Raw genomic sequence first — 24,178 nt, 5'->3', positions numbered from 1 at the left:
GCCACTCCGCCTCGAACCACCTGCCGCCTGCGCTGTTTGAGCAGCAAGCGGCCTAATGCTCCTACAGAGCGGTTCAAAAAAACTGAACCACAACACCGTAGGCTGCGATCTTTTGTTTTTTACAGGCTGAAATCACCCTCAGCCGCCAGCTCGCTCAATGGGCGACGCGGGCTTGGCTCTTCGCGGGCTTGCAGGTAATCGGCCAGGGTCGCCTTGTCACCCAGCTTGCCGACCGCGACCGCTGCGTGCAGCGCGTAGCCTTCAGGAATGTTCAGCTCCTTGCGGGTCAGCTCCTGATCGAAACCGGCCATGCCGTGGGTGTGCCAGCCGCTGATAGAGGCCTGCAGCGCCAGATGGCCCCAGGCGGAACCGGTGTCGAAGGTGTGCGACAGGGCCGGGGTTTCTTCAGTGGCGCCAGGCACGGTGAAGGTGGTTTTCGAGATGACGATCACCAGGGCCGAGGCGTGTTGCGCCCAGCTGCGGTTGAACTCGTTCAGCAGACCCAGGTAACGCTCCCAGTTCGGCGTGTCGCGGCGCGCGTAGAGAAAACGCCATGGCTGCGAGTTGTAGGCCGACGGCGCCCAGCGAGCGGCCTCGAAGAAGCTCAGCAGGGTTTCTTCAGGGATACTTTCACCGGTGAAGGCGCGCGGCGACCAGCGGTCAGTGAACTGTGGGTGAATGGCATATTCGGCAACGCGGGGATTAGCACTCATGGACGAGTTTCCTGACTACGTTTATGACGCGCAAAGCTACTTTGCGGCGTGATAACTGACAAGTCCTGTTATACCGACAGTCGCCAGCGCTTGGCCCGCGGGGTCTTGGGTACTAGACTGGCGGCCTTTTCACCACCTGATGTTGATGCTTGAGCCATGGCCGCCAAAGTCGAACCTTTCTGGATACGCAAAACCCTCGAACAACTCGATCAAGAAGAGTGGGAGTCGTTGTGCGACGGATGTGGCCTGTGCTGCCTGCAAAAGCTTGAGGATGAAGAAGACAACAGCGTCTACTACACGCGCATTGCCTGCAAACTGCTGGACCTGAAAACCTGTCAGTGCACCGATTATCCGAACCGTCGCGATTCAGTGCCCGATTGCATCCAGCTCACGCCGGGCAAGGCCGATCAGTTCAAGTGGCTGCCGCCGACCTGCGGTTACCGGTTGGTCAGTGAGGGCAAGGACTTGCCGCTCTGGCATCACCTGGTTTGCGGCGATCGTGACGCAGTGCACCACGAGCGTATTTCCCAGTCCGGGCGCATGCTCGCCGAAGGCAGCGTGGCTGAGGATGATTGGGAAGATCATCTGATTTTTCGCGCGGGCTGACGCTCCGCGTTCCAGAAAGAAATCACGAGGGAGTGTGTATGGCTGTGGGATTGAGGCTGCCGTTGGCTTTGTCGCTGCTGTTGCTGAGTTCACCGGTGTGGGCGGCAAAGAAAGTCGATCTGGATTACCACGTGCGATTGCTGCCGCAAAGCGATCAGGCCGAAGTGCGCTTGACCCTGGCGCAGGGCTCGGCGGTGCACAGCCTGGATTTTGATCTGGGCGACGGCAGCCAATACAGCGACTTCAAGGCCGACGGTCAGTGGCAGCTCACACCGGGTAACGTGACACGAGGTGTATGGCGCCCGGCTGCCGACAAGGCCAGCCTGACCTACCGCGTACGCATCAGCCATTCCCTGAAGAACGCCAGCTTCGATACCCGTATGACGCCGAATTGGGCGCTGATGCGTGGCGACGATCTGGTCCCGGCGGCGCGCCTGGATCAGCAGGACGGCATTGAACTGGTGTCGCGGCTGGAATTCGAATTACCGGAGGGCTGGAAAAGCGTCGAGACCGCTTGGCCACGGATCGGCAAGAACCGCTTCCGCATCGACAACGTTTCTCGGCGACTCGACCGGCCTACGGGCTGGATGCTCGCCGGCAACCTGGGTAGCCGCCGCACGCGCCTGGGAGAAACCGAAGTCACGGTCGTCTCGCCGCAAGGGCAGGGCATGCGCCGGATGGACGTGTTGACTCTGCTGACCTTCGTCTGGCCGCAAGTGCAGGCGCTGTACCCCCGTCATCCCGGCAAGCTGCTGATTGTGGGGGCCGCCGACCCGATGTGGCGCGGCAGCCTGGCCGGGCACGAGTCGATTTATCTGCACAGTCGTTCGCCGTTGGTCAGCGAAAGCGGCAGCAGCCCGTTGATCCGTGAGCTGGCCCAGGTGTTCGGGCGGATCAAGGACAGTGATCGCAGTGACTGGATCAGCGAGGGCTTTGCCGAGTACTACGCCATTGAACTGCTGCGCCGTGCCGGCGGCATGAGCGATGAGCGTTATCAGACACTGGAAGACAAAATGGCCAAGGTCAGCCATAAAGTCAGCACCCTGCGCGGTTATCAGCTCAGCCCGGAGGCCATAGCCAAAGCGGTGTTGCTGTTGCAGGAACTGGACCGCGAGATTCGTCTGAAAACCCGCAACAAGCGTTCACTGGACGACATGTTACGCGGCGCCATGGACCTCGGACGGGTGAGCACCAAAGAGTTTGTGGCGTTGGCCGAGAGCATTATCGGCGAGCCCTCTAAGGTGCTGGATACTGAGTTGCTGCGATAATCACAAAAAAGATCGCAGCCTTCGGCAGCTCCTACAGGGTCACAGGCACACCTGCGTAGGAGCTGCCGAAGGCTGCGATCTTTTGATCTTTTGATCAAACCCCGGCCTTGGGCGACTTCAGCGAATCATTGCCTGCCACCGTCGCGGTACGGGTTGCCGCATCGGCACTGGCTTTCAGAGTTTTGAGCTCTTCACCGGCCCGTTCGATTTTCGAACGGACATTGGCCATGTCCTGACGACTTTTTTCGAAGAAGCTTTTTGCCGAACTATGGCCTGTGATCCCCCGGGCCAGAGCTACACCACCAAGCGCGACCTCAATCAGGCCGAATACGCCACCGCGGCGTAGTCCTTTGCCCACCATCACCACACCGCCGGCCAGCGAACCGATACGTTCCCAGCCCTGGACGTTCTGTGTCGGTTGAGTCTGGAACGGCGTGGAGTCGATACGCTCAACGGGTTTGATGTCGCTCATGACCTGTCTCCTCAGGGGCAATGGATATACAGCTGACTGCGCAGGCGGCCGACTCGTTCCATTCAGCATTCAGCGAAATTTTGGACCGGAACGGGTGTTATTGCCCTTGGCCATGCGGTCGTAAAGCACCACGTTGACGGTGGCGGCCAGATTCATGCAACCGGTGGTCGGGATGTAGACCACGTCTTCGCACCATTCACGAATCTCTTTATCGAGCGAGCCGTCTTCCGGGCCGAAGATATACAGCGCACGGTCCGGGTGGGTGTATTCGGGCAACGAACGGGCGCCGTCGACCAGCTCGACCGCCACCGGGACGCAGCCCAGCGGGAGGATTTTCTTCAGGTCGTCGATACCGATCAGCGGGATGTCGTGATGGATTTTCTTGGTGTCGGTGACAAAGTCACGGGCGCGTTCATAACGCTTGCCGGTGTAGAACACCGACGCCACACCGTAACAGCCGGCGGCGCGCATCACCGAACCGACGTTCTCCGGTGATTTGGGGTTATACAAACCAATGCAGCTGTACCGTTTGTTTGCCACGAGCGGGGTGCCCTTCGAGAAAAACCGCGATTATACGGGGATTGCGAGAGGGCGGTCAGATTGTAGATTGGTGGCGTTGGGTCTATTGCAATCGCGAGCAGGCTCGCTCCCACAGGGAATCTTCTGTGAACACACTATTTGTGATCACCCAAGACCAATGTGGGAGCGAGCTTGCTCGCGATGAGGCCCGCTCAGGCGCTGAAGATCTTCATTCGTCTTTCTTCATCAACCCCGCCAACGCGGCAAACGGATTATGCGTCGCCTTGGCGATTTTCGGAGTGCTCAGCGAGCCGTCGCCGAAGTACTGCTGGTCGGTGTAGCGCGAGTGTTCGTTGTCGTGGCAGTACAGGCACAACAGCTCCCAGTTGGAGCCATCCTGCGGGTTGTTGTCGTGGTTGTGGTCGCGGTGGTGCACGGTCAACTCGCTCAGGCGCTTGCCGGAGAACTCACGGGCGCAGCGTCCGCAGACGTGCGGGTACATCTTCAGGGCCTTGTCGCGGTAACCCATTTCACGGTCGCGCTGGGCGTCGGCGAGGATGCGGTCCAGTTTGGCCGTGTTGGAGGGAGGCGTTGACGAACTCATGGGTTCACCTTTGTAAAAAGACTAATGACGGTTATGAATAGAGTGTAGGGCCTGTCATCACTTATTTCCTAGGCCGCGCCGGGTCTGCTGTGGTGCAGGGCAAGGCGCGAGGAGCGTAGTTTGGTCATTCCAAACAAGCTCCGAGCAACGCGGCCTAGGAAATAAGTGATGACAGGCCCACGCTCAGCCCTTGAGCTTCTCGGCAATCCAGATTGTGTGCCGGGTGCCCTTGTTGCCATGGGCGAACACTTGTACTTCTTCGGCTTTGAAACCGGCTTTGCGCAGTTTGTCGGAAAAGTGCCGGTCAGCACTGGCCGACCACACCGCGAGCACGCCTTTGGGGCGCAGGGCCTTGGCGCAGGCACTCAGGCCGCCGGACGAGTACAGCCAGCTGTTGGCTTTCTGGGTCAGGCCTTCGGGGCCGTTGTCGACGTCGAGCATGATTGCGTCGAAACCTTGCGGCTCGGCCTGCAGGACCTTGGCCACGTCATCCATGTGGATCACCGTGCGCGGGTCGAGCAGCGGTCGTCCGGACTTCTCGCCCAGCGGCCCGCGGTTCCACTCGACCACCCCCGGCACCAGTTCGGCGACCACCACTTCAGCGGTCTTGCCCAGATGCTTGAGCGCCGAAGCCAGGGTGAACCCCATGCCCAGGCCCCCGATCAACACCCGTGAATTCGGACGGCCGGCGACCTTGCGGCAGGGGATCTCGGCCAGGGCATCTTCGGAACCATGCATGCGGGTGTTCATCAGTTGTCCGCCGTCACCGCCCTGGATCTTGATGACGAAATCTTCGCCGTACTCGAACAGGCACAGGGCTCCGCCGTTTTCGGGGATCGGGGTGGTGTCGAGTAGAACGAAACGTTTCATGGGGCTCTCTTTAAGGAGGGAAACTGGCATCAGGGAGGGGAAACCGGCATTGAGAAAGGCAATCTTGCGCGGTTGGGAGTAGCCTTAAGGCATCAAGCAAGGGCAACGGAGCCATTGATGAAGCGCACCATTCTAACGGTCATTGTGTTGGCCGCGCTCTCGATAAGTGCAGCGCAGGCGCAAGAGTTGCAAGCAGTCCCGACTACACCTTCAGCGGCACCCGGCTCACCCGGTACCGCAACCCCCACGCCGTACCCGCAGATTACCCCGACCAGTGTGCCCAAGGCCGGCAGCGGCAGCGGCAGCGGCGGTGCAACCCTGTTGCCACCGGTCGAAATACCCAATCCGCCAAAGGATCAGACCTTGCCGGGGCTTGAGCAGACCCAGCAAAAAAACAAATCCCCCGGCGGTTAAATCTGTTGCGAGAGCAATTGGCCGTCGGCCATGCGCAGGCGTTTGGACAACGACACAGCGATGGCGCGGATGATCTTCGCAGCGATTTTCGGTGCGTCGTTGAGCATCTTTTCCAGCGAGTCCTTGCCCAGGTTGAGCAGTTGGCAATCACTCGCCGCGACACAACTGGCCGAGCGCCGTTCGCCGTCGAGTACGGCCATTTCGCCGAATGCCCGGCCGTTGCGCAACGTTGCGATGGTCACCCGCTTGCCGTCGCTGTTGGTTTTCTGCACCGCTACCTGGCCCGAGTGAATAATGCACATGAAGCTGCCGGCATCGCCCTCGTGGAAGATCTCGTCGCCCTGGGCGATGGTGCTGATGCTGAAGTAGCCGGCAGCCGCCGTGAAATCGGCCAGTTGCAGCTGATCGAACAGGCCACAGTCCATCAGCCAGTCGCGAATTTCGGTGTTCAATGAGGTCGGTTCAGGCATGTCGTCACGGTCTTTTTTTGTGTCTGTTGCAGGTTCGAATAAGGGGTATCCGTAAATCTATTGTGGGAGCGGGCTTGCTCGCGAAAGCGGTGTGTCAGTCAACAATAATGTTGAAGGTGATGGCCTCTTCGCGAGCAAGCCCGCTCCCACATTTAAGACCGGGCCGGCGGGCAGAGTTCCTCAGGCGATGCTCAATACCTTGAAAACAAATGCGTATTCGAGGGCTACGTCACGTAATCCCTGATAACGCCCGCTCATTCCGCCATGGCCGGCGCCCAGTTCTGTCTTGAGCAGCAGCAGATTGTTGTCGGATTTGGTCGCTCGCAACTTGGCCACCCACTTGGCCGCTTCCCAGTACTGCACGCGGCTGTCGTTGTAGCCGGCGATCACCAGCGTCGCCGGATAGGCGTGTGCGCTGATGTTTTCGTACGGCGCGTAAGCCTTGATCCGATCATAAACCGCTGGCTCTTCAGGATTGCCCCACTCGTCGTATTCGGTGATGGTCAGCGGTAGATCCGGGTCGAGCATGGTGTTGAGCACATCGACGAACGGCACCTCGGCAATCGCCGCCGCGAACAGTTCCGGCCGTTGGTTGAGTACCGCACCGATCAGCAATCCGCCCGCACTGCCGCCGCTGATGGCCAGTTGTTTTGAGGTGGTGAAGCCGTTGGCGATCAGGTGTTCGGCGCAGGCGATGAAGTCGTTGAAGGTGTTCTGCTTGTGTTCCTGCTTGCCGGCGCGATACCAGGCTTCGCCCAATTCACCGCCACCGCGCACGTGGGCGATGGCGAAGGCAACACCGCGATCGAGCAAGCTCAGGCGCGCGTGGGAGAACCACGGGTCGAGGCTTTCGCCGTAGGCGCCATAGCCGTAGAGGTAAAGCGGCGTCGGTTTGCCAAGCATCTCGCGTTTGACCACCAGGCTGATCGGTACCTGTGTGCCATCGGGCGCGGTCGCCCATAGACGTTGACTGATGTAGGCATCGGCGTCGAAGGGGCCGAGTACCGGGGTTTCCTTGAGAACTTTCTGTTCGCTGCTGGCGAGGTCGAGCTGACGAATCTGCGCTGGGCGATTCAGCGCCTCGTAGCGCAGGCGGATCTTGTCGCTCACAAATTCCAGGCTGTTTTGCACATGCAGGCTGTAGGCCGCGTCCGGTAGCTGCACGCGGTAGGCGGGCAGGCCTTGCGGGTGAACTTCGATGATCGGCAAACCACCTTCGCGCAGGCTCAGGGTCATGGCCGAGGCATTCAGGCTCATGCCGTCAAGCATCACCGTGTCGCTGTGAGGGATCAGATTTTGCCAGTCGTCTTGCGTCGGCACGACGCCGGTGTCGGCGGCCTGATACAGCGCGAAGTTGATGCCGTCGCGGTTGCTGCGAATCAGCCAGCTCCATTGGTCGTCGAGCTTGCCGTGATCGACGTCGTACTCGTGATCTTCAATCCGTGGCGCCAGGCAGGTGAATGCCTCTTGTGGCTGCGATGCATCGAGCGCCCAGACTTCGCTGGTGGTTTTGCTGCCCAGCGATAGCAGTAACTGGCGTTCGGAGCTTGAGCGGTAACAGTGCAGGAAAAACCGCCCGTCCGGTTCGTGGAAGACTTCTTCGGCGGCGGTACCGTCGAGTCGATAACGAAACAGCTTGTGCGGACGATGGGTATCGTCCAGCTCGCCGAAGAACAGCGTCAGGCTGTCGTTGGCCCAGGTCATGCTGCCGTCGCAGTCCTCGAACGCAAGTTCGCTGACCTTGCCGTTGGACAGCTCCTTGACGAACAGCGTGTAAATTTCTTCGCCGCTGGTATCCAGGCTGTAGGCCAGGCGCTGGTGGTCCGGGCTGATGCTGAAGGCGCCCAGCGAGAAAAAGCCGCCGTTGGCCAGCACGTTGGGATCGAGCAGTAGCTGTTCCTGGCTTTCGTCGACCAGCAGGCTGTCGTCGGCCGGGCGTGGGCAGCGGTAATGCCGGGCATATTCGTCACCGGCAGTGGTGCGGGTGTAATAAAGGTACGGGCCCCACGGGGAGGGGAGCGACAGGTCGGTTTCGAGAATCCGGCTTTTTATTTCGTTGAACAGGGTTTCACGCAGCTCGGCCTGATCGGCCAGTTGCGCTTCCTGATAGCTGTTTTCAGCCTTGAGGTAGTCGAGCACCTGCGCGCTGTCGCGCTCCTGCAGCCAGGCGTACGGGTCATCACCCTCGGCCTTGTGGGCAATCGGGGCGCTGTAAACGTGGGCAGATAGGGGCATGAAGGGCTCTCGGGCGTTATGCAAAAAGGACTTCACTGTCAGCGGGGCAGCCTGATCAGTGAAAAGCCGTTATCATAAGCGCCTCTTTGCCTGCCTTGCCATGGACACCATGACCGAGAACGACTATCTGATCGCTTGGGGCCTTTACGCCTTTGCCGCTTTGGGCTGCCTGTTGGTGTGGATGCGCCTGACCCGCTGGATGTGGCGCTGGTTGCGCGAGCCACTGCGTCTGCTCGTGGCCGTGCTGTTGTTGAGCCCGACCATCATTGATCCGGTGAAGGAGAAATTCGCCCCGGCCATCGCCATTACGGCCCTGGACCTGATGTTCAAGGTCGGTAACAACGCCTGGCGGGCGATCTCCGACCTGTTCATGTACGGCATGATCGTCTTCGGGATTTACCTGATCTTCGCGCTGATCCGCTTTCCTGTCGAACGCGCCTCCAACGCCCGCAAGGAACGGGAGGCCGCCGCGAAAGCTGCTGCCAAGGCGGCCGATCCGGATGATGATCAACCCTTTGGCGGTGCTGGCGATGATCGATATGGTCGCCCGCCGGTTCCCAGCAACCCCCAGCGTTCGCGAGTCGAACCCCGTCTTTGACGTTGCCCCGGCATTGAAGCGAGAGTCCCGGCATGTGTGAGTTATTGGGCATGAGCGCCAATGTCCCGACCGATATCGTGTTCAGCTTCACCGGGCTGATGCAGCGTGGCGGTCGAACCGGTCCGCATCGGGACGGCTGGGGCATCGCTTTTTATGAGGGCCGTGGCCTGCGTTTGTTTCAGGACCCGGCGGCGAGTTGCGATTCCGAAGTCGCACTGCTGGTGCAGCGCTATCCGATCAAAAGCGAAGTGGTGATCGGGCACATCCGCCAGGCCAACGTCGGCAAGGTCTGTCTGTCCAACACTCAGCCGTTCGTGCGTGAGTTGTGGGGGCGCAACTGGTGTTTTGCGCATAATGGTCAACTCGCCGACTTCCAGCCGACCGCCAGTTTTTACCGGCCGGTTGGCGATACCGACAGCGAAGCGGCGTTCTGCGACGTGCTCAATCGTGTGCGTGAAGCCTTCCCGGAACCGGTCGAAGTCGAGCAGTTGCTACCGAGCCTGGTGGCGGCGTGCGCCGAATACCGTAGCAAAGGCGTGTTCAACTGCCTGTTGAGCGACGGTGACTGGCTGTTTTGTTATTGCTCGACCAAATTGGCGCAGATCACCCGTCGTGCTCCGTTTGGTCCTGCACGTTTGAAGGATGTGGACGTGATCGTCGACTTCCAGTCCGAAACCACGCCTAACGATGTGGTGACGGTCATTGCCACCGAACCCCTGACCGAAAACGAAACCTGGACCCGTTATGAACCGGGCCAGTGGAGCCTGTGGCGACGCGGTGAATGCGTCAGTCAGGGCAAGACCGAATAAGGAACACCTTTTTATGTTGCTCAGTTATTTGCGGCTGGTGTTGTTTGCGATCGGCCTGTTGGTGGGTGTGCAAGTGCCGGGTTTCATCAACGATTACGCGAAGCGGGTCGAGGCGCATCTGATCGAAGCGCAGACCGGTCTGCGGGGCTTTCAGGGCACTGCCGAGCAGTTCTTCAAGGGCGACCTGCAAGCACTGGTCGCGCATTACCGTGCCAGTGAAGACCCGGTATTTCGCAGCGATGCCGACAGCCTGAGTACTTTGCTCACTCGCCAATTGGCGTTGGACAAGCAATTCCAGGCCATGCAAGGCCCGTGGTACATCCGCGTCTTGCAGGTGGTGTTGGCCGCTGATCCGGATATTCGCAAGGAAACCTGGAATGGCTACAGCTACCAGCTTTTGCTGACACCTGAAGCCATGGGCTGGGGGCTGAGTGGGGCGATGTTGCTGTCGTTCGGTCTGGAATGCCTGTTCCGTCTGATCGACTGGGTGGTGTTGGGCGGCAAGCGCCTGCGCCAGAGCCGGCCGATTGAAGAACGCGATATGCGCGGTTTGTAATACCGTCGAAATTGTCGATGCCGGCTTGCCGGGAATTGCAGCGATGCGGTGCGGCTGACCGGTTAAAACGCATCTTCATTGCGAGGGGCCGGGCGTGGCGGCGAATGAGCGCACCCAGCGGATCCCGATGGCGGCAAACACATAGGTCAGCGCCACCAGCCAGAAACTGTGAGCCAGCCCCACCATTCCCATGCCGATACCGCCGAGAACGGCCCCCAGCAGAGCGCCGGCCTTGGCCGCGCTGTTGCCGAGGCCGAGAGCAAAACCCTGCTGGCTTGAGGACACGGTATTGGCAATCAATGCGTACGCGACGGGCAGCAGGGCGCCTTGCCAGATACCCCAGACCAGCCGACTGAGCAGAAATCCCAGCCATTCGTTGGCCAGTGCCGTGGCCGCTAGCGTCAGGGCGCACAGCCAGGCGACGGCTTCGATGACGCGCAAGGTGTAGGCCGGCTGCCAGCGGTCGAACAGGCGTCCCCACAGCGGTGCGGAAATGGCCAGGGTTGCGGCGCTCGCTGCATAGGTGGCGCCGATCAGCCAGCTCGGGGCATGCAGAATGTTCGCGACGTACAGGGCGTAGAACGGCTGCGGCATCATCTTCGCGGCCTGAATCAACACGATTACCAACAGGATTCCACCGAGCCAGCCTTTGGGCAGGGCCGCCGGCGCAACAGGTTTTTTCTTCGCTGCCTGCGCCTTGTCGGTCGGCAGGAAAAAACTCCCCAGTGCGCACAGCAGGCAAATCGCCGTCGCGCCATAACAGAGCAGGGCAAACCCCGAGACGTCCATCAACCAACCGCCCAGCACCGGGCCGATCAACGAGCCGACGGCGGTCGCCGATTGCAGACGGGCCAAGGTGTGACCGCGCCGGGAACTGTCGCAGCAGGCCAAGGCATAGGCTTGCGCCGCTGCGAGAAAACCGGCCAACGCGCCTTGCATCACGCGAATGCCCACCAATAGCCACGGGTCGAGGGTGATGGCCGCCAACCCTTGGCACAGTGCGAGTGCCAGTAACGCCCGAACGATCATCGGCTTGTGCCCGGTGCGATCTCCCAACCGACCCCACACGGGAGTCAGGAGCATGGCCGCGAGCATCGGACCGGCATAGACCAGCGCCGATAACAGCGCGGTGTAGCCGGCGCCCTCTGGGCCGAGCAGATGCTGGATCTGCAAAGGCCAGAACGGGCCGCTCATTTCCATCGCGCCCATAGAGACCAACTGGATGACGATCAGCAGTCGCAAGGTGCGACCGTCAGCAGGCAATAAGGGCTGTTTTTGCGTGTGAGCGCGCATCACGTCCGATTCCTTCTGGACAGGTGTTTAGCTGAAAGCGCGCTGAGAATACCTCCTTGAAAATAATGCCAATGATAGAAACGCCTGCTTGCGGTGTGGGAAAGGTCCTTTTCAGAGCTTCACCAAGGGTTTGCTCAAAACGATGTACTGCTCGCCGACCTTCTGCGCATAGCGCTCCACGACCTGCTGACACAACGCCACGATCTCCTCGACCCACTCCGCACCGACCCGCCACGACACCACCACTTGCAGGTTGGGCGGGCGTTGGTCGATGGCCAGCAAGGTCAATTCGCCCCGGGCCAGTTCTTCACTGACCAACACCGGCGGCAAGGCACCAATACCGAAACCGTCACGCAGCAATCGGGTAATCGCCGACACCGAGTTCACGCAACTGAGCTTTGGCGCGAGCACGCCATTGGCCTGCATCAGACTGAGCACGTCCTGATGCGGATGGGAGTTTTTCGAGTAGGTGATGATCCGTTCACGGGCCAGTTCGGCGACGCTTGTGTAGTCGCGGTTGTAGATCGAATTGCTGGCGACGATCCAGCCAATCGGGTGGCTGGCCAGTTCCAGGCTGCGCACGCTTTCCTGGCGCAGCAGGTCGGTTTGCAGAATCAAATCAAGAAAGCCTTTTTGCAGCTGATCGCAGAGGTTCAGCGAGGTATCGGCGACCAATTCGATTTCTAGCAGCGGATAGTGATCGGTCATCTGCGCCACCAGCGGACTGAGCCAAGTGTGAATGACCGTGTCCATCACGCCGATGCGAACCCGCCCGACCTTGCTTGAACGCGTCTCCAGCGACTGCTTGAGCGCCTGCATGGTGTCGATCATTTGCTCGGCGTAATCGAGCACCTTTACGCCTTCGGGCGTCAGCTTCACGCCGCGTGAATCACGTAGAAAAAGCTTTACCCCAAGCTCGCTTTCGAGCACTGCAATGCGGCTGGAAATCGATGCCTGGGTGGTGAAGAGCTTGTCGGCAGTCAGGCGAAAACTTTTCAGCCGGGCGACCCACACGAAGGTTTCGAGAAATTTGAGGTTCATGCGATCAACTTTTTCTTATGCCTTGGCAGGGCTTTTATTAGTTGGACGGGCAGGGCGCCGTCGTCGAAAAATGCGCCAAACCCACGATAGGCGTCGTGGAGATTCAGAACAATACCAATAAAAACCAAGCGGAGATTTGCCATGAGTGCGCCCGACACGCTCAATGTCGCCAAGCCCAAGATTGAGAGCCGCCCCGGTCCCTTCGACTGGTATCGCAACATCAATCAGCAGGAACGCCGGACTTTCTGGAGCTGCAAGATCGGCTATGGCCTGGACGGCATGGACACTCAGATGTTGAGTTTCGTGGTGCCGACGCTGATCGCCATGTGGGGCATCACCACAGGCCAGGCCGGGCTGATCCACACCAGCACGCTGATCGCTTCGGCCATTGGCGGTTGGGTCGCCGGGATTCTGTCTGACCGCATCGGTCGCGTGCGCACCTTGCAACTGACGGTGCTGTGGTTTGCCGGCTTCACCTTCCTCTGCGGTTTCGCGCAAAACTACGAACAACTGCTAATCGCCCGAACATTGATGGGCTTCGGTTTCGGTGGCGAATGGACCGCCGGCGCGGTACTGATGGGTGAAGTGATCCGGGCCAAGGATCGCGGCAAGGCTGTGGGCATGGTGCAATCCGGCTGGGCCTTGGGCTGGGGCCTGACAGCGATTCTCTATGCGCTGCTGTTCTCGATCCTGCCGCCGGAAGACGCCTGGCGAGCGTTGTTCATCCTTGGCATCGTGCCGGCGATTTTCGTGATCTTCGTGCGCCGACTGGTCAAGGACCCGGAAATCTACCGCCAGGCCAAGGCCAGACAGGAACCGAGCAGCCCGTCGAAGTTCTACGAGATTTTCGCCCCCGGCATGCTTAGCACCACGTTGCGTGCGTCCTTGCTGACCACCGGCGCTCTGGGCGGTTACTACGCGATCACCTCCTGGCTACCGACCTTCCTAAAAAACGAGCGCGGACTGAGCGTACTCGGCACCGGTGGATATCTGGCGATGGTGATTGTCGGGTCCTACGCAGGCTATGTGATCAGCGCCTACCTGACCGACATTCTGGGTCGCAAGAAGAACTTCATTCTGTTCGCGGTCGGCTCGTTCACCATTGTGCTGCTCTACACCCAACTGCCGGTCAGTAATGGCGTGATGCTCTGGCTGGGCTTTCCGCTGGGGTTCTTCGCTTCGGGGATTTTCAGCGGCATGGGTGCATTTTTGACCGAGCTGTTTCCGACGCGGATTCGCGGTTCCGGTCAGGGTTTTTGCTACAACGTCGGCCGGGCGCTGGCGGCGCTGTTTCCGCTGCTGATCGGTTTGCTCAGCCAGAAAGTGCCGCTGAGTGTCGGGATCGGTGCGTTCGCGGCAGTGTCCTATGGCGTGGTGATCCTGGCGGCATTGAGCCTGCCGGAGACCCGTGGCAAGCAACTCGATGCGCAGTAACTGATAATCTTCGGGACAGATAGAAATGTCCCGTCGCTAAAACAACAACAGCTTAAAGGAGCGCCCACCGTGAGCCGCCTGCTATTGAACTGCGATATCGGCGAAAGCTTTGGTCACTGGACCATGGGTCTGGATGCCGAAGTGATGCCGTACATTGATTGCGCCAACATCGCCTGCGGCTTCCATGCCGGTGACCCGAGCATCATGCGCAAGACTGTCAGCCTGGCGCTGAGCCATGGCGTGCAGATTGGCGCTCATCCGGCTTATCAGGATCTGGTGGGATTTGGTCGTCGTTCCATGGCCTATACCGCACAGGAGCTTCAGGATCTTCTGCACTACCAGATCGGCGCGCTGGACGGCATTTGCCGGGCGCAGGGCGCTCGCGTGAGTTACGTCAAACCCCACGGTGCGATGTACAACGACATGATGGCCAATCCGGCGCAACTGCGTGCGGTGATTCAAGCCGTCGCGGCGTATGACCGGCAACTGCCGCTGATGCTGATGGCAACTCGTGACAACAGCGCGGCTCAGCTGATCGGCGATGAGTACGGTGTGACGCTGTGGTTCGAAGCGTTCGCCGATCGCGCCTATGACAGCGCCGGGCATCTGGTTTCGCGGCAGTTGCCAGGTGCGGTGCATCACGATCCAGAGAAAATAATTCAACAGGCGCTGACCATCGCTCGCGGTGACAGTCTGGTTGCCAGCGACGGCAGCGCCTTGCATTTGCAGGCCAACACCCTCTGCGTACACGGCGACAACGCCAGTTCGGTGGCGGCCGTGCAACGGATCCGCGAGGCCTTGAATCAGCAGAGCGCACCATGAAGCCACGGGTTGAAGTGGTAGCCATCGATTGCCTGATGGTGCGGCTGTTCGATGAAATCGCCGAAGCTAACATGCCGTGGATGCTCGCCGCCAGCGAGCGACTGCGCGTTGGGTTTGCTGGACATTTGATCGATCTGGTGCCGTCCTATACGACCCTGATGGTGCATTACGATCTGCTCGCGTTGAGCCCTTCTCAGGCGCGGGAAGTGATCGCCGAAGCCTTGAGCGATCTGACACCCAACGCCCGGGCCAGTGGTCAATGCCATGTGTTGCCGGTCTGGTATGACGTGAGTGTCGGGCCTGAACTGAGCCTGCTTTCTCAGCGCAGCGGGCTGACTGTGGGGGAGGTGATTCGCCGCCACAGTGAGCGTGAGTATCAGGTGTTCGCGTTGGGGTTTGTGCCGGGGTTTGCCTTTATGGGGCTGGTTGAAGAAGTGCTGGCCGCGCCCCGTTTGAATACCCCACGCAAGCGCGTGGCGGCTGGTAGCGTGGGGATTGCCGAGCGGCAGACAGCGGCTTATCCGGTGGTATCGCCGGGTGGCTGGAACCTGATCGGCCGCACCCCCGCCAAACTGTTCGACCGCGAGCGCGAGGGTTACAGTCTGATGCAGCCGGGCGATACGGTGCGCTTTGCGGCGGTCAGTCATGCCGAGTTCGTCAATCTGGGCGGCGACGATACGCCGCTGGAGGTACAGGCATGAGCCGTTTGACGATCGAAACCAGCACGCCGCTGTGTCTGCTGCAGGACGCCGGCCGATTCGGCGTGCGGCATCTGGGCGTGACCCAGGGCGGGGCGGCGGACTGGCTGTCGATGTCCTGGGCCAACTGGCTGCTGGGCAATTCACTGGATGCGGCGGTGATTGAAGTCACCCTCGGCGGCTTGACGCTGGAGGCCAGGGACGATTGCTGCCTGGCGCTGGCGGGGGCGGACCTGGGGGCGTTGCTGGACGGCCAGCCATTGGCGCCGTGGCGCAGTTTCCACCTGAAGAAAGGTCAGCGTTTGCAATTCACCCAACCCTTGCTCGGTGCCCGTGCCTATCTGGCGGCACCCGGTGGTTTCAACGCGCCCCAGGTGTTGGGCAGTTGTGCGACGGTGGTGCGTGAAGAACTCGGTGGGCTGGACGGTTTTGGCCGGCCATTGGCGCGAGGTGCCGAGTTGAGTTATTCGGGATCGTCGCAGGCTCTGCGCGAGGTGCCACACAAGCAGCGACCGGACTTCACGTTGAATCAGCCACTGGATCTGGTGCTCGGTGCGCAACACGGTGAGTTCAGCGGGCAAAGCCTGTTCGATGCCTTCAACCGTATCTGGACCCTCGACAGCCGCGCTGATCGCATGGGCATCCGCTTGCTGGGGACGGCGTTGCAGTATCAAGGCAAGCCGATGATCTCCGAAGGCATCCCGCTGGGCGCGGTTCAGGTGCCACCGGATGGGCAGCCGATCGTGTTGCTCAATGATCGGCAGACCATCGGCGGCTATCCACGGTTAGGGGCGTTGACGCCGTTGGCGTTGGCACGGCTGGCGCAGTGTTTGCCGGGGCAGCAGATCCGGTTGGCGCCAGTGGTGCAGGAAACGGCACATCGACAACAAGTCGAGTATTTGCGCAGGTTCATCAACCGCTAAAAGCATCGCGGGCAAGCCTTGCTCCTACGGATTTGGGTCGATTGCAGCATTGATAAACGACACAAAACCTGTAGGAGCAAGGCTTGCCCGCGATGGCGCCAGTGCAGACAACACAAACAAAGATTACTTCGAGAGAAACCGCATCCCTTCTTCCAGCCCGCGCAAGGTCAGCGGGAACATCTGGTCTTCGATCAGATCGCGCACGATGTTGGTCGAGGAGGTGTAGCCCCAGGTGTCTTTCGGGTACGGGTTGATCCAGATGAGCTTCTTGTACTTCTCCATGAAGCGCTGCATCCAGACATAACCGGCTTCTTCGTTCCAGTGCTCGACGCTGCCGCCGGCCTGGGTGATTTCGTAAGGCGCCATGGCTGCGTCGCCGACGAAAATCACTTTGTAGTCGGCGCCGTACTTGTGCAGCAGGTCCATGGTTGCCGTGCGTTCCGAGCCACGGCGCATGTTGTTCTTCCACACCGATTCATAAATGAAGTTGTGGAAGTAGAAGTACTCCAGGTGTTTGAACTCGGTCTTGCAGGCCGAGAACAGCTCTTCGCAGATTTTCACATGGGCGTCCATCGAGCCGCCGATGTCGAACAACAGCAACAACTTGATGTTGTTGCGTCGCTCCGGGCGCATCTGGATATTCAGCAGCCCCGCGTCGCGGGCGGTGTGATCGATGGTGCCGTCGATGTCCAGCTCATCTGCCGCACCCTGACGGGCGAATTTGCGCAGCCGCCGCAGGGCAACCTTAATGTTGCGCGTCCCCAGCTCGACCTGATCGTCGAGGTTCTTGTACTCGCGCTGGTCCCAGACTTTGACCGCTTTGCCCTGACGTTTGCCGGCATCGCCGACCCGGATGCCTTCGGGATTGAAACCGCCGGAGCCGAACGGGCTGGTGCCACCGGTGCCGATCCATTTGTTGCCGCCGGCATGGCGTTCTTTCTGTTCTTCCAGGCGCTTCTTGAATTCTTCAATCAGCTTGTCGAGGCCACCGAGGGACTGGATCTGCGCTCGTTCCTCATCGGTCAGCGAACGTTCGAATTCCTTGCGCAACCAGTCTTCGGGAATCAGCGCCTGAAGGTGGTCGTCGAGTTTTTCCAGGCCATTGAAGTAGGCCCCGAACGCCCGGTCGAATTTGTCGAAATGCCGTTCGTCCTTCACCAGAATTGCCCGCGACAAGTAGTAAAACTCGTCCATGTCGGCGAAGGTCACGCGCTGTTTCAGCGCGTTGATCAGGTCCAGCAGCTCACGCACCGAGACCGGCACCTTGGCTGCACGCATTTCATTGAACAGGTTGAGCAGCATGGCTATCGCCCTTAAATAATCTTTGGGTCTGTTCGAAAGCTCGCCGAGCGGCGATCAGGCAAGGCAAAAACAGGCGAGGAAGCGGAGTTTAGTTTACTAAATGAGCATTCCGAGCCTGTTTTTAACGCAGCCTGATCGACGCGCAGGCAGTTTTCGTACAGAGCCTAGCGGGTGCCGCGACGGCTCATGAACGCCAGACGCTCCAGCAACTGCACGTCCTGTTCGTTTTTCACCAGGGCGCCGGCCAGCGGCGGGATGGCCTTGGTCGGATCGCGCTCGCGCAGTACTGCTTCGCCAATGTTGTCGGCCATCAGCAGCTTGAGCCAGTCCACCAGTTCGGAGGTCGAGGGCTTTTTCTTCAGACCCGGGACTTTACGCACGTCGAAGAACACGTCCAGCGCTTCGCTGACCAGGTCTTTCTTGATGTCCGGGTAGTGCACGTCGACGATTTTTTGCAGGGTGACGCGGTCCGGGAAGGCGATGTAGTGGAAGAAGCAGCGGCGCAGGAAGGCGTCCGGCAGCTCTTTCTCGTTGTTGGAGGTAATGATGATGATCGGGCGCTGCTTGGCCTTGATGGTCTCGTCGATCTCGTAAACGTAGAACTCCATCTTGTCGAGTTCTTGCAGCAGGTCGTTCGGGAACTCGATGTCGGCCTTGTCGATTTCATCGATCAGCAGAATCACCCGCTCTTCGGACTCGAAGGCTTCCCACAACTTGCCCTTTTTCAGGTAGTTGCGGATGTCATGGACCTTGTCCACGCCCAACTGCGAGTCACGCAGGCGGCTGACCGCGTCGTACTCATACAGGCCCTGATGCGCCTTGGTGGTGGACTTGATGTGCCAGGTGATCAGGCGCGCACCGAAGGATTCGGCCAACTGCTCGGCGAGCATGGTCTTGCCGGTGCCAGGTTCGCCCTTGACCAGCAATGGCCGCTCCAGGGTGATGGCGGCGTTGACCGCCAGCTTCAGGTCATCGGTGGCGACGTATGCGCGGGTGCCTTCGAACTTCATCGGTAATTCCTCGAACGGTAACGCCGATCTGCGCCAGGCAGGGCGGGCGAAGTAAAAGTCATGCGCGACTATAACGCGGCTCCCGGTCGACTGTGAACGCAGACGGCGTATTCAGTCTCTGAATGGGGCGTCACGGGGTGACTCGGTCAGCTCAGGAACTGGATACAAAGTGTGTGCCGCCGCTCGTCGCGACTGGACGCCCAAAGGTGTGAGGCATACCCTTGAAGGCTTCTCCAACGCTGCATAAGGACCCAGCCATGAGCCGCATTTTTGCTGACAACGCGCATTCCATCGGCAACACGCCATTGGTGCAGATCAACCGTATTGCGCCTCGCGGTGTGACCATTCTGGCGAAGATCGAAGGGCGCAATCCGGGCTATTCAGTCAAATGCCGGATCGGTGCGAGCATGATCTGGGACGCCGAAAGCAGCGGCAAACTCAAGCCGGGCATGACCATTATCGAGCCGACCTCGGGCAACACCGGTATCGGTCTGGCGTTCGTCGCCGCCGCGCGTGGGTACAAGCTGGTGCTGACCATGCCGGCGTCCATGAGCATCGAGCGGCGCAAGGTCCTCAAGGCCCTTGGCGCCGAACTGGTACTGACCGAGCCCGCCAAAGGCATGAAAGGTGCCATCGAAAAGGCTGCCGAGATTCTGGCCAGCAATCCGGCCCAGTACTACATGCCGCAACAGTTTGAAAATCCGTCCAACCCGGCGATCCACGAAAAAACCACCGGCCCGGAAATCTGGAACGACACCGACGGCGCGATCGACGTGCTGGTCGCAGGTGTCGGCACCGGTGGAACCATCACCGGCGTTTCGCGTTATATCAAGAACACCAAGGGCAAGCCGATTCTGTCGGTGGCGGTGGAACCGGTGGTCTCGCCAGTGATCACCCAGGCCATGGCCGGTGAGGAAATCAAGCCAAGCCCGCACAAGATCCAGGGCATCGGCGCTGGTTTTGTGCCGAAAAACCTCGATCTGTCGATGGTTGACCGGGTTGAGCTGGTCAGCGATGAAGAATCCAAGGCCATGGCCCTGCGTCTGATGCAGGAGGAGGGGATTCTCTCCGGAATTTCCTGTGGTGCGGCCATGGCGGTTGCCGTGCGTCTGGCCGAAACCCCGGAAATGCAGGGCAAGACCATCGTGGTGATCCTGCCGGATTCCGGTGAGCGTTATCTGTCGAGCATGTTGTTCAGCGATCTGTTCACCGAACAAGAGTTGCAGCAGTAACAATCAAAAGATCGTCCGAACGCGGCCCGAGCCTTCGCCAACTCCTGCGCCAACGTAGGAGCTGCCGAAGGCTGCGATCTTTTGATTTTGATCAGTCAGGGTTCAGGCGCCTTATGTTAATAACTGCTTTGTTGCGCAATCCTTAATACTGATTGTTCAGTTATGCGGGTTTTTTCGAAGGTCGGTAGTGTTTATCATGGCCGACTGCCACGCCGGGTAAAGGGCGGTGCGCAGCGTTGTTTATTCTCAAGGAGTTGTTGCATGACCTTTTCCTTTGCTGCCAAGGCCTCGCTGTTGCTGCTGTTTGTGGGCAGCACCCTTTACGTGCATTTGCGCGGAAAGGCGCGTTTGCCGGTCTTGCGTCAGTTCGTCAATCACTCGGCGCTGTTCGCTCCTTACAACGCCTTGATGTACCTGTTCTCGGGAGTGCCGTCCAAACCGTATCTGGACCGCAGCAAGTTTCCGGAACTGGATGTGCTCAAGGAAAACTGGGAAGTCATTCGTGACGAGGCCATGCACCTGTTCGACGAGGGCTACATTCGCGCCGCCGAGAAGAACAACGACGCCGGCTTCGGTTCGTTCTTCAAGAAGGGCTGGAAGCGTTTCTACCTCAAGTGGTACGACAAACCACTGCCGTCAGCCGAATTGTTGTGCCCGAAAACCGTCGAGCTGGTCAGCCGCATTCCCAACGTAAAAGGCGCGATGTTTGCCCTGTTGCCGGGCGGTAGCCACCTCAACCCGCACCGTGACCCGTTTGCCGGTTCCCTGCGTTATCACTTGGGCTTGTCGACACCGAACTCCGACGACTGCCGCATTTTTGTCGACGGTCAGGTCTATGCCTGGCGCGATGGTGAAGATGTGATGTTCGATGAAACCTACGTGCACTGGGTCAAGAACGAAACCGAAACGACCCGGGTGATTTTGTTCTGTGACATCGAGCGACCGCTGAGTAATCGCGTGATGACGCGTATCAACCGTTGTGTCAGTGGTCTGCTGGGCCGTGCTACGGCGCCGCAAAACCTCGATGACGAGCGCGTCGGCGGGATCAACAAGGCTTATGCCTGGAGCAAGAACTCCAGTGACAAGTTCAGTGCTGCATTCAAACAGTGGAAGCGCCGTAATCCGAAGCTGTACCGCGCCCTGCGGCCAGTATTGGCGGTTGTGGTGCTGACGGCATTGGGTTACTGGTTGTTTGGCTGAAGCCGCTTCAATAAAAAACCGCTCCTTGTGAGCGGTTTTTTATTGAAGAGGCGAATGTTACGGGCGCCCAGCGAGGAGGCTTGGTTCTTCTGTCTGGGTTCCGGCCAAGGCGGCCTTTATAAAGCGCAACTGATTGGCAGAAAGTTCAGTAGCGCGCTTTTTTTTCGCCTTGGACGATCCGTGCTTGGCGGTACTTTTTTCAACGAGAGCTCTCATGGAGCCTCCTGTGTTGATCAGTAATTGAACAGATTTCACGATGCTAGCCGCTCTCTACGGCCATCACAAGTCGGCCTTTAGCGTCGAATTCGAAACCGAGCTGTTTATAGATCGGGATCGCTCCCCTGGTCGGTTCCTGAATCTCGATAAATCTACTGCCAATGATCCGGGCGTAATGCTCAATAGCAATCAGGGCCAGCGGGGCAATTCGGTTTTTCAGGGGGTGGGTTTTGCCAGGTTTTCCCTCCAGCCGAACAATTTTGACTCGAAGCCGGCTCTGGTTTGGATTGGCGAAGAATAGCCCGCACAACTCTAGGTCGGACCAGATGGAAAGGTCGAAAGACATGGGTTCCCTTGTTTTCCAATTGATAACCTCGTCCCATGAAAAGTGTGAGTCATCCCCCCAAAAGCTATAAGCCGTCAGTGCTTTAACATCGATTGCTTCGAAACGTATATGGGACAAATCAGTTTCTGTGCCGTCAATCAGCCCCTGAGCGTTCAATTGAGTGGTGATGGCGTTAGCGAGTTTCCTGGCTTTTGATCTGTACAACTGATACCGAAGATGAGTCCGTTCTCTTGGCATTTGATCTCTTGAGTTCCATGTCCCCCGATAGCGGGCGTTTCTATTGATCTCAAGAGTAGGCAGGGCTTCATTGCCTGTCGTTACTGGCGTTTTGGTCAAGTCATTGCAATCTGTGTCGAGCGCTGGTTATAGTCAGCGCTCGTTGCGTTTCCAACCAGCGATTTCTCCCTCAAAAAAGATCAGCCCATGCCTGCATCCCTCATCAACGCGGTAGTCGATTCAGCGGTCAACGCTGGCGTCGTGCCGTGCGGGAATTTGCAGCCTGCGCAGATCAGTCACTATCCCCCTCCTGTCAGTCGCACGCCGGTGTGCGCGGTGGTTTCACCGCCAGGTGTTGGCTTCTCGGGCTGATCAGCGGTTTCTGCTGTTCCCTGTGCCCGCCTGAACACAACGACTGAATTTCAGCTTCGGCTGAGTTGGCTTTTTGCCTGATGACAGGTGGTTTTCATGTTGCTCATTTCAAAAAACTCCGCGCTTGCGGCGGCTTCCACGAGCCTGTTCGTTCTGCTCTGGAGTAGTGGGGCGATTTTCTCCAAGTGGGGATTGGCTCACGCCTCACCCTTTGCTTTTCTGCTGATCCGCTTTGCCATTGCCCTGGTTGGGCTGGTGATCCTGATCCCCATCCTCAAACTCAAACTGCCCCGTCGCGGCAAGCCGATGCTCTATGCCGCGTCTACCGGTCTGATATTGCTGGGCGCCTACCAGATTTTCTATCTGCTGGCGCTGGACCTGAAGGTTACGCCTGGGGTCATGGCCACGATCATGGGGGTTCAACCGATCCTTACCGTGGTGCTGATTGAACGTCAGCGCTCCTGGAGCCGGATATTTGGCCTGATACTGGGGCTGACGGGGTTGATCATGGTGGTCTATCAGGGAATCGGACTGGCCGGGATGTCGCTGGCCGGGATGCTCTTTGGGTTGCTGGCGTTGGTCAGCATGACCGTAGGTTCGATCATGCAGAAGCGCATCACCGAAAATCCTCTCGGCACGCTGCCGGTGCAGTACCTGGCCGGGCTGTTGTTGTGTGGCGTTTTCGTGCCATTCCAGCCGTTCCACTTCGAGCACAGCACCGGGTTTGTGGTGCCGGTGCTGTGGATGGGATTGGTGGTTTCGCTGCTGGCGACCTTGTTGCTGTATCGCCTGATCGCCCGAGGCAATCTGGTGAATGTCACCAGTTTGTTCTACCTGGTGCCAGCCGTGACAGCGGTGATGGACTACCTGATTTTCGGCAACAGACTGGCGATGTTGAGCATGCTGGGCATGCTGTTGATCATCGTCGGGTTGGTGTTTGTGTTCCGTAAAAGCGCTTAATCGCTGACCGTTGAAGCCTTCGGCAGCGCCGCAGGCTTCAACACCAACCACAGCGCCCCCGCAATCAACATCCCGCCATACAGATGCGCCATCGACAGCGGCTCATCCAGAAACAACGCGCCCCACAACACCCCGAACGGCGGGATCATGAAGGTCACGGTCATCGATTTGACCGGGCCGATGGAACTGAGCAAGCGGAAATACAGGATGTAGGCAAACGCCGTGCACCCCAGGCCCAAACCCAGCAGCGACAACCAGACGCTCCAGCCACCCCAGCTAACGGGCGGTTGGCTGATGACGCTGTAGCCGAACAACGGCAATAGAAACAGCGTTGCGCCGAGCATGCTGCCCAGTGCCGAGAGACGACTGTCTAGGCCGCCCTGATGGTCGAGCCAGCGCCGCGCCAGGAACCCGGCGAAACCGTAGCACGTGGTTGCCAGCAGGCAGGCGAGTGCGCCCATCAATAGTTCCATGTCAAAAGCCACGGGCCCCGCGCGGGTCAGGATGGCGACGCCAAACAATCCGAGGCCAACCCCGGCAATCTTCGAGGTGGTGAGTCTTTCGCTGAAGAACAGCCCGCCGATCAACACGCCCATCAGCGGGGTGGTGGCGTTGAAAATGGCCGAGTAGCCGGCCGGCAGCACTTGAGCGGCCACCGAGTACATGGTCGCTGGAATGCCAGAGTTGATCACCCCGAGCAGCAGTACGGTTTTGAACTTGCCGCGGAAATCCCAACTGACCCGCATCAGCGCCAGAATCACCAGCAAGCCGGTGGCGGCGATCGAAACACGGAAAAAAGCAGTGGGGATTGTGCCAATCACTGGGGCGATGATGCGCATGAACAGAAAGCTCGCGCCCCAAATAGCGGCAAGTGACAGCAAACGCAGAATATCGACGGGGTTCACGGCTCGTTCCTTCCATTATCAGGGCGCAAGTGTCGCTGCCTCCCGGAGCCAAGGCAATGGTTGCTTTGCGTAAC

The 24,178-nt window shown here is 59.3% G+C and carries 28 protein-coding genes; 14 read left to right on the top strand and 14 right to left on the bottom strand.

What is annotated here, in order from left to right:
• Window positions 1-119: 119 nt before the first annotated feature.
• Complete coding sequence (locus tag ACIPIN_RS04490; protein WP_401115833.1) at window positions 120-713, bottom strand: nitroreductase family protein; 594 nt, start codon at window positions 711-713, stop codon at window positions 120-122.
• 156 nt (window positions 714-869) lie between these two features.
• On the opposite strand from ACIPIN_RS04490, the gene ACIPIN_RS04485 reads away from it, so the two are divergent.
• Complete coding sequence (locus ACIPIN_RS04485; RefSeq protein WP_071551400.1) at window positions 870-1,319, top strand: YcgN family cysteine cluster protein; 450 nt, start codon at window positions 870-872, stop codon at window positions 1,317-1,319.
• Between the two features lie 38 nt (window positions 1,320-1,357).
• The gene (locus ACIPIN_RS04480) at window positions 1,358-2,587 is read left to right on the top strand and encodes a hypothetical protein (protein ID WP_401115830.1); all 1,230 of its coding nucleotides are present in this window, start codon (window positions 1,358-1,360) and stop codon (window positions 2,585-2,587) included.
• Between the two features lie 94 nt (window positions 2,588-2,681).
• Here the strand turns inward: ACIPIN_RS04480 and ACIPIN_RS04475 are convergent, their stop codons facing one another.
• The 4 genes from ACIPIN_RS04475 to ACIPIN_RS04460 all read right to left on the bottom strand — a co-directional run bounded on the left by ACIPIN_RS04475 (window position 2,682) and on the right by ACIPIN_RS04460 (window position 5,052).
• A complete protein-coding gene (locus tag ACIPIN_RS04475) occupies window positions 2,682-3,059 on the bottom strand; it encodes a DUF2892 domain-containing protein (RefSeq protein ID WP_401115827.1) in 378 nt (125 codons plus the stop codon).
• A gap of 69 nt (window positions 3,060-3,128) precedes the next feature.
• Window positions 3,129-3,599, bottom strand: coding sequence for an RNA methyltransferase (locus ACIPIN_RS04470; RefSeq protein ID WP_019692493.1), 471 nt, complete (start codon window positions 3,597-3,599; stop codon window positions 3,129-3,131).
• Window positions 3,600-3,807: 208 nt separating this feature from the next.
• A complete protein-coding gene (locus ACIPIN_RS04465) occupies window positions 3,808-4,182 on the bottom strand; it encodes a YajD family HNH nuclease (protein WP_003184246.1) in 375 nt (124 codons plus the stop codon).
• Between the two features lie 183 nt (window positions 4,183-4,365).
• Window positions 4,366-5,052 carry a spermidine synthase gene (locus tag ACIPIN_RS04460; RefSeq protein ID WP_401115822.1) on the bottom strand — a complete coding sequence of 229 codons (687 nt, stop codon included), beginning with the start codon at window positions 5,050-5,052 and terminating at the stop codon, window positions 4,366-4,368.
• A gap of 117 nt (window positions 5,053-5,169) precedes the next feature.
• Here ACIPIN_RS04460 and ACIPIN_RS04455 point away from each other — a divergent pair, with 117 nt between their 5' ends.
• The gene (locus tag ACIPIN_RS04455; protein ID WP_401115820.1) at window positions 5,170-5,466 is read left to right on the top strand and encodes a hypothetical protein; all 297 of its coding nucleotides are present in this window, start codon (window positions 5,170-5,172) and stop codon (window positions 5,464-5,466) included.
• On the opposite strand, the gene ACIPIN_RS04450 is transcribed toward ACIPIN_RS04455, so the two are convergent.
• Both ACIPIN_RS04450 and ACIPIN_RS04445 read right to left on the bottom strand, forming a co-directional pair.
• The gene (locus tag ACIPIN_RS04450; RefSeq protein ID WP_401115817.1) at window positions 5,463-5,936 is read right to left on the bottom strand and encodes a cyclic nucleotide-binding domain-containing protein; all 474 of its coding nucleotides are present in this window, start codon (window positions 5,934-5,936) and stop codon (window positions 5,463-5,465) included. The two genes, ACIPIN_RS04455 and ACIPIN_RS04450, sit on opposite strands and share 4 nt — an antisense overlap.
• A gap of 180 nt (window positions 5,937-6,116) precedes the next feature.
• Complete coding sequence (locus tag ACIPIN_RS04445) at window positions 6,117-8,171, bottom strand: S9 family peptidase (protein WP_401115814.1); 2,055 nt, start codon at window positions 8,169-8,171, stop codon at window positions 6,117-6,119.
• Between the two features lie 100 nt (window positions 8,172-8,271).
• Here ACIPIN_RS04445 and ACIPIN_RS04440 point away from each other — a divergent pair, with 100 nt between their 5' ends.
• From ACIPIN_RS04440 to ACIPIN_RS04430, 3 genes are read left to right on the top strand one after another with little or no spacing between them, the layout of a single operon-like run.
• Window positions 8,272-8,769 (top strand): MFS transporter, encoded by a 498-nt coding sequence (locus tag ACIPIN_RS04440; RefSeq protein ID WP_401115812.1) that lies wholly within the window; start codon window positions 8,272-8,274, stop codon window positions 8,767-8,769.
• A gap of 32 nt (window positions 8,770-8,801) precedes the next feature.
• Complete coding sequence (locus ACIPIN_RS04435) at window positions 8,802-9,578, top strand: class II glutamine amidotransferase (protein ID WP_401115809.1); 777 nt, start codon at window positions 8,802-8,804, stop codon at window positions 9,576-9,578.
• Between the two features lie 13 nt (window positions 9,579-9,591).
• Complete coding sequence (locus ACIPIN_RS04430) at window positions 9,592-10,134, top strand: DUF2937 family protein (protein WP_401115806.1); 543 nt, start codon at window positions 9,592-9,594, stop codon at window positions 10,132-10,134.
• 75 nt (window positions 10,135-10,209) lie between these two features.
• Here ACIPIN_RS04430 and ACIPIN_RS04425 read toward each other — a convergent pair whose 3' ends face one another.
• Both ACIPIN_RS04425 and ACIPIN_RS04420 read right to left on the bottom strand, forming a co-directional pair.
• The gene (locus ACIPIN_RS04425; protein ID WP_401115856.1) at window positions 10,210-11,397 is read right to left on the bottom strand and encodes an MFS transporter; all 1,188 of its coding nucleotides are present in this window, start codon (window positions 11,395-11,397) and stop codon (window positions 10,210-10,212) included.
• Window positions 11,398-11,538: 141 nt separating this feature from the next.
• Window positions 11,539-12,468: a LysR family transcriptional regulator gene (locus ACIPIN_RS04420; RefSeq protein ID WP_401115803.1), complete on the bottom strand. Its 930-nt coding sequence runs from the start codon at window positions 12,466-12,468 to the stop codon at window positions 11,539-11,541.
• A 141-nt stretch (window positions 12,469-12,609) separates the two neighbouring features.
• Between ACIPIN_RS04420 and ACIPIN_RS04415 the strand changes: the two genes are divergently transcribed.
• The 4 genes from ACIPIN_RS04415 to ACIPIN_RS04400 all read left to right on the top strand — a co-directional run bounded on the left by ACIPIN_RS04415 (window position 12,610) and on the right by ACIPIN_RS04400 (window position 16,345).
• Window positions 12,610-13,902 (top strand): MFS transporter, encoded by a 1,293-nt coding sequence (locus tag ACIPIN_RS04415; RefSeq protein WP_401115801.1) that lies wholly within the window; start codon window positions 12,610-12,612, stop codon window positions 13,900-13,902.
• Window positions 13,903-13,971: 69 nt separating this feature from the next.
• Window positions 13,972-14,724: a 5-oxoprolinase subunit PxpA gene (locus ACIPIN_RS04410; RefSeq protein ID WP_401115798.1), complete on the top strand. Its 753-nt coding sequence runs from the start codon at window positions 13,972-13,974 to the stop codon at window positions 14,722-14,724.
• Window positions 14,721-15,425: an allophanate hydrolase subunit 1 gene (locus tag ACIPIN_RS04405; RefSeq protein WP_401115795.1), complete on the top strand. Its 705-nt coding sequence runs from the start codon at window positions 14,721-14,723 to the stop codon at window positions 15,423-15,425. Before ACIPIN_RS04410 ends, ACIPIN_RS04405 begins: the two co-directional genes overlap by 4 nt.
• Window positions 15,422-16,345 (top strand): biotin-dependent carboxyltransferase family protein, encoded by a 924-nt coding sequence (locus tag ACIPIN_RS04400; protein ID WP_401115792.1) that lies wholly within the window; start codon window positions 15,422-15,424, stop codon window positions 16,343-16,345. Before ACIPIN_RS04405 ends, ACIPIN_RS04400 begins: the two co-directional genes overlap by 4 nt.
• A 123-nt stretch (window positions 16,346-16,468) precedes the next feature.
• On the opposite strand, the gene ACIPIN_RS04395 is transcribed toward ACIPIN_RS04400, so the two are convergent.
• Both ACIPIN_RS04395 and ACIPIN_RS04390 read right to left on the bottom strand, forming a co-directional pair.
• Window positions 16,469-17,647: a VWA domain-containing protein gene (locus tag ACIPIN_RS04395; RefSeq protein ID WP_401115789.1), complete on the bottom strand. Its 1,179-nt coding sequence runs from the start codon at window positions 17,645-17,647 to the stop codon at window positions 16,469-16,471.
• 164 nt (window positions 17,648-17,811) lie between these two features.
• Complete coding sequence (locus tag ACIPIN_RS04390; protein ID WP_103316235.1) at window positions 17,812-18,657, bottom strand: MoxR family ATPase; 846 nt, start codon at window positions 18,655-18,657, stop codon at window positions 17,812-17,814.
• Window positions 18,658-18,914: 257 nt separating this feature from the next.
• Here ACIPIN_RS04390 and cysK point away from each other — a divergent pair, with 257 nt between their 5' ends.
• Both cysK and ACIPIN_RS04380 read left to right on the top strand, forming a co-directional pair.
• On the top strand, window positions 18,915-19,889 hold the full coding sequence (gene cysK / locus ACIPIN_RS04385) for a cysteine synthase A (RefSeq protein ID WP_401115785.1): 975 nt from the start codon (window positions 18,915-18,917) through the stop codon (window positions 19,887-19,889).
• Window positions 19,890-20,150: 261 nt separating this feature from the next.
• A complete protein-coding gene (locus tag ACIPIN_RS04380; RefSeq protein WP_401115782.1) occupies window positions 20,151-21,089 on the top strand; it encodes an aspartyl/asparaginyl beta-hydroxylase domain-containing protein in 939 nt (312 codons plus the stop codon).
• Between the two features lie 57 nt (window positions 21,090-21,146).
• Here ACIPIN_RS04380 and ACIPIN_RS04375 read toward each other — a convergent pair whose 3' ends face one another.
• Window positions 21,147-21,305, bottom strand: coding sequence for a hypothetical protein (locus tag ACIPIN_RS04375; RefSeq protein ID WP_401115779.1), 159 nt, complete (start codon window positions 21,303-21,305; stop codon window positions 21,147-21,149).
• Between the two features lie 43 nt (window positions 21,306-21,348).
• Window positions 21,349-21,888, bottom strand: coding sequence for a hypothetical protein (locus tag ACIPIN_RS04370; protein ID WP_401115853.1), 540 nt, complete (start codon window positions 21,886-21,888; stop codon window positions 21,349-21,351).
• A 186-nt stretch (window positions 21,889-22,074) separates the two neighbouring features.
• Here ACIPIN_RS04370 and ACIPIN_RS04365 point away from each other — a divergent pair, with 186 nt between their 5' ends.
• Together ACIPIN_RS04365 and ACIPIN_RS04360 are read left to right on the top strand one after the other, a co-directional pair.
• Window positions 22,075-22,239: a hypothetical protein gene (locus ACIPIN_RS04365; RefSeq protein ID WP_401115776.1), complete on the top strand. Its 165-nt coding sequence runs from the start codon at window positions 22,075-22,077 to the stop codon at window positions 22,237-22,239.
• 96 nt (window positions 22,240-22,335) lie between these two features.
• On the top strand, window positions 22,336-23,199 hold the full coding sequence (locus ACIPIN_RS04360) for a DMT family transporter (RefSeq protein WP_401115773.1): 864 nt from the start codon (window positions 22,336-22,338) through the stop codon (window positions 23,197-23,199).
• Here the strand turns inward: ACIPIN_RS04360 and ACIPIN_RS04355 are convergent.
• Window positions 23,196-24,104 carry a DMT family transporter gene (locus tag ACIPIN_RS04355; RefSeq protein ID WP_401115771.1) on the bottom strand — a complete coding sequence of 303 codons (909 nt, stop codon included), beginning with the start codon at window positions 24,102-24,104 and terminating at the stop codon, window positions 23,196-23,198. The genes ACIPIN_RS04360 and ACIPIN_RS04355 overlap by 4 nt on opposite strands.
• Window positions 24,105-24,178 lie beyond the last annotated feature (74 nt).

This window comes from Pseudomonas sp. NPDC087697 (assembly GCF_044743155.1).
Taxonomy (GTDB): domain Bacteria; phylum Pseudomonadota; class Gammaproteobacteria; order Pseudomonadales; family Pseudomonadaceae; genus Aquipseudomonas.
The sequence above is the reverse complement of the archived record's forward strand: the minus strand, read 5'-3'. Positions and strand labels throughout refer to the sequence as shown.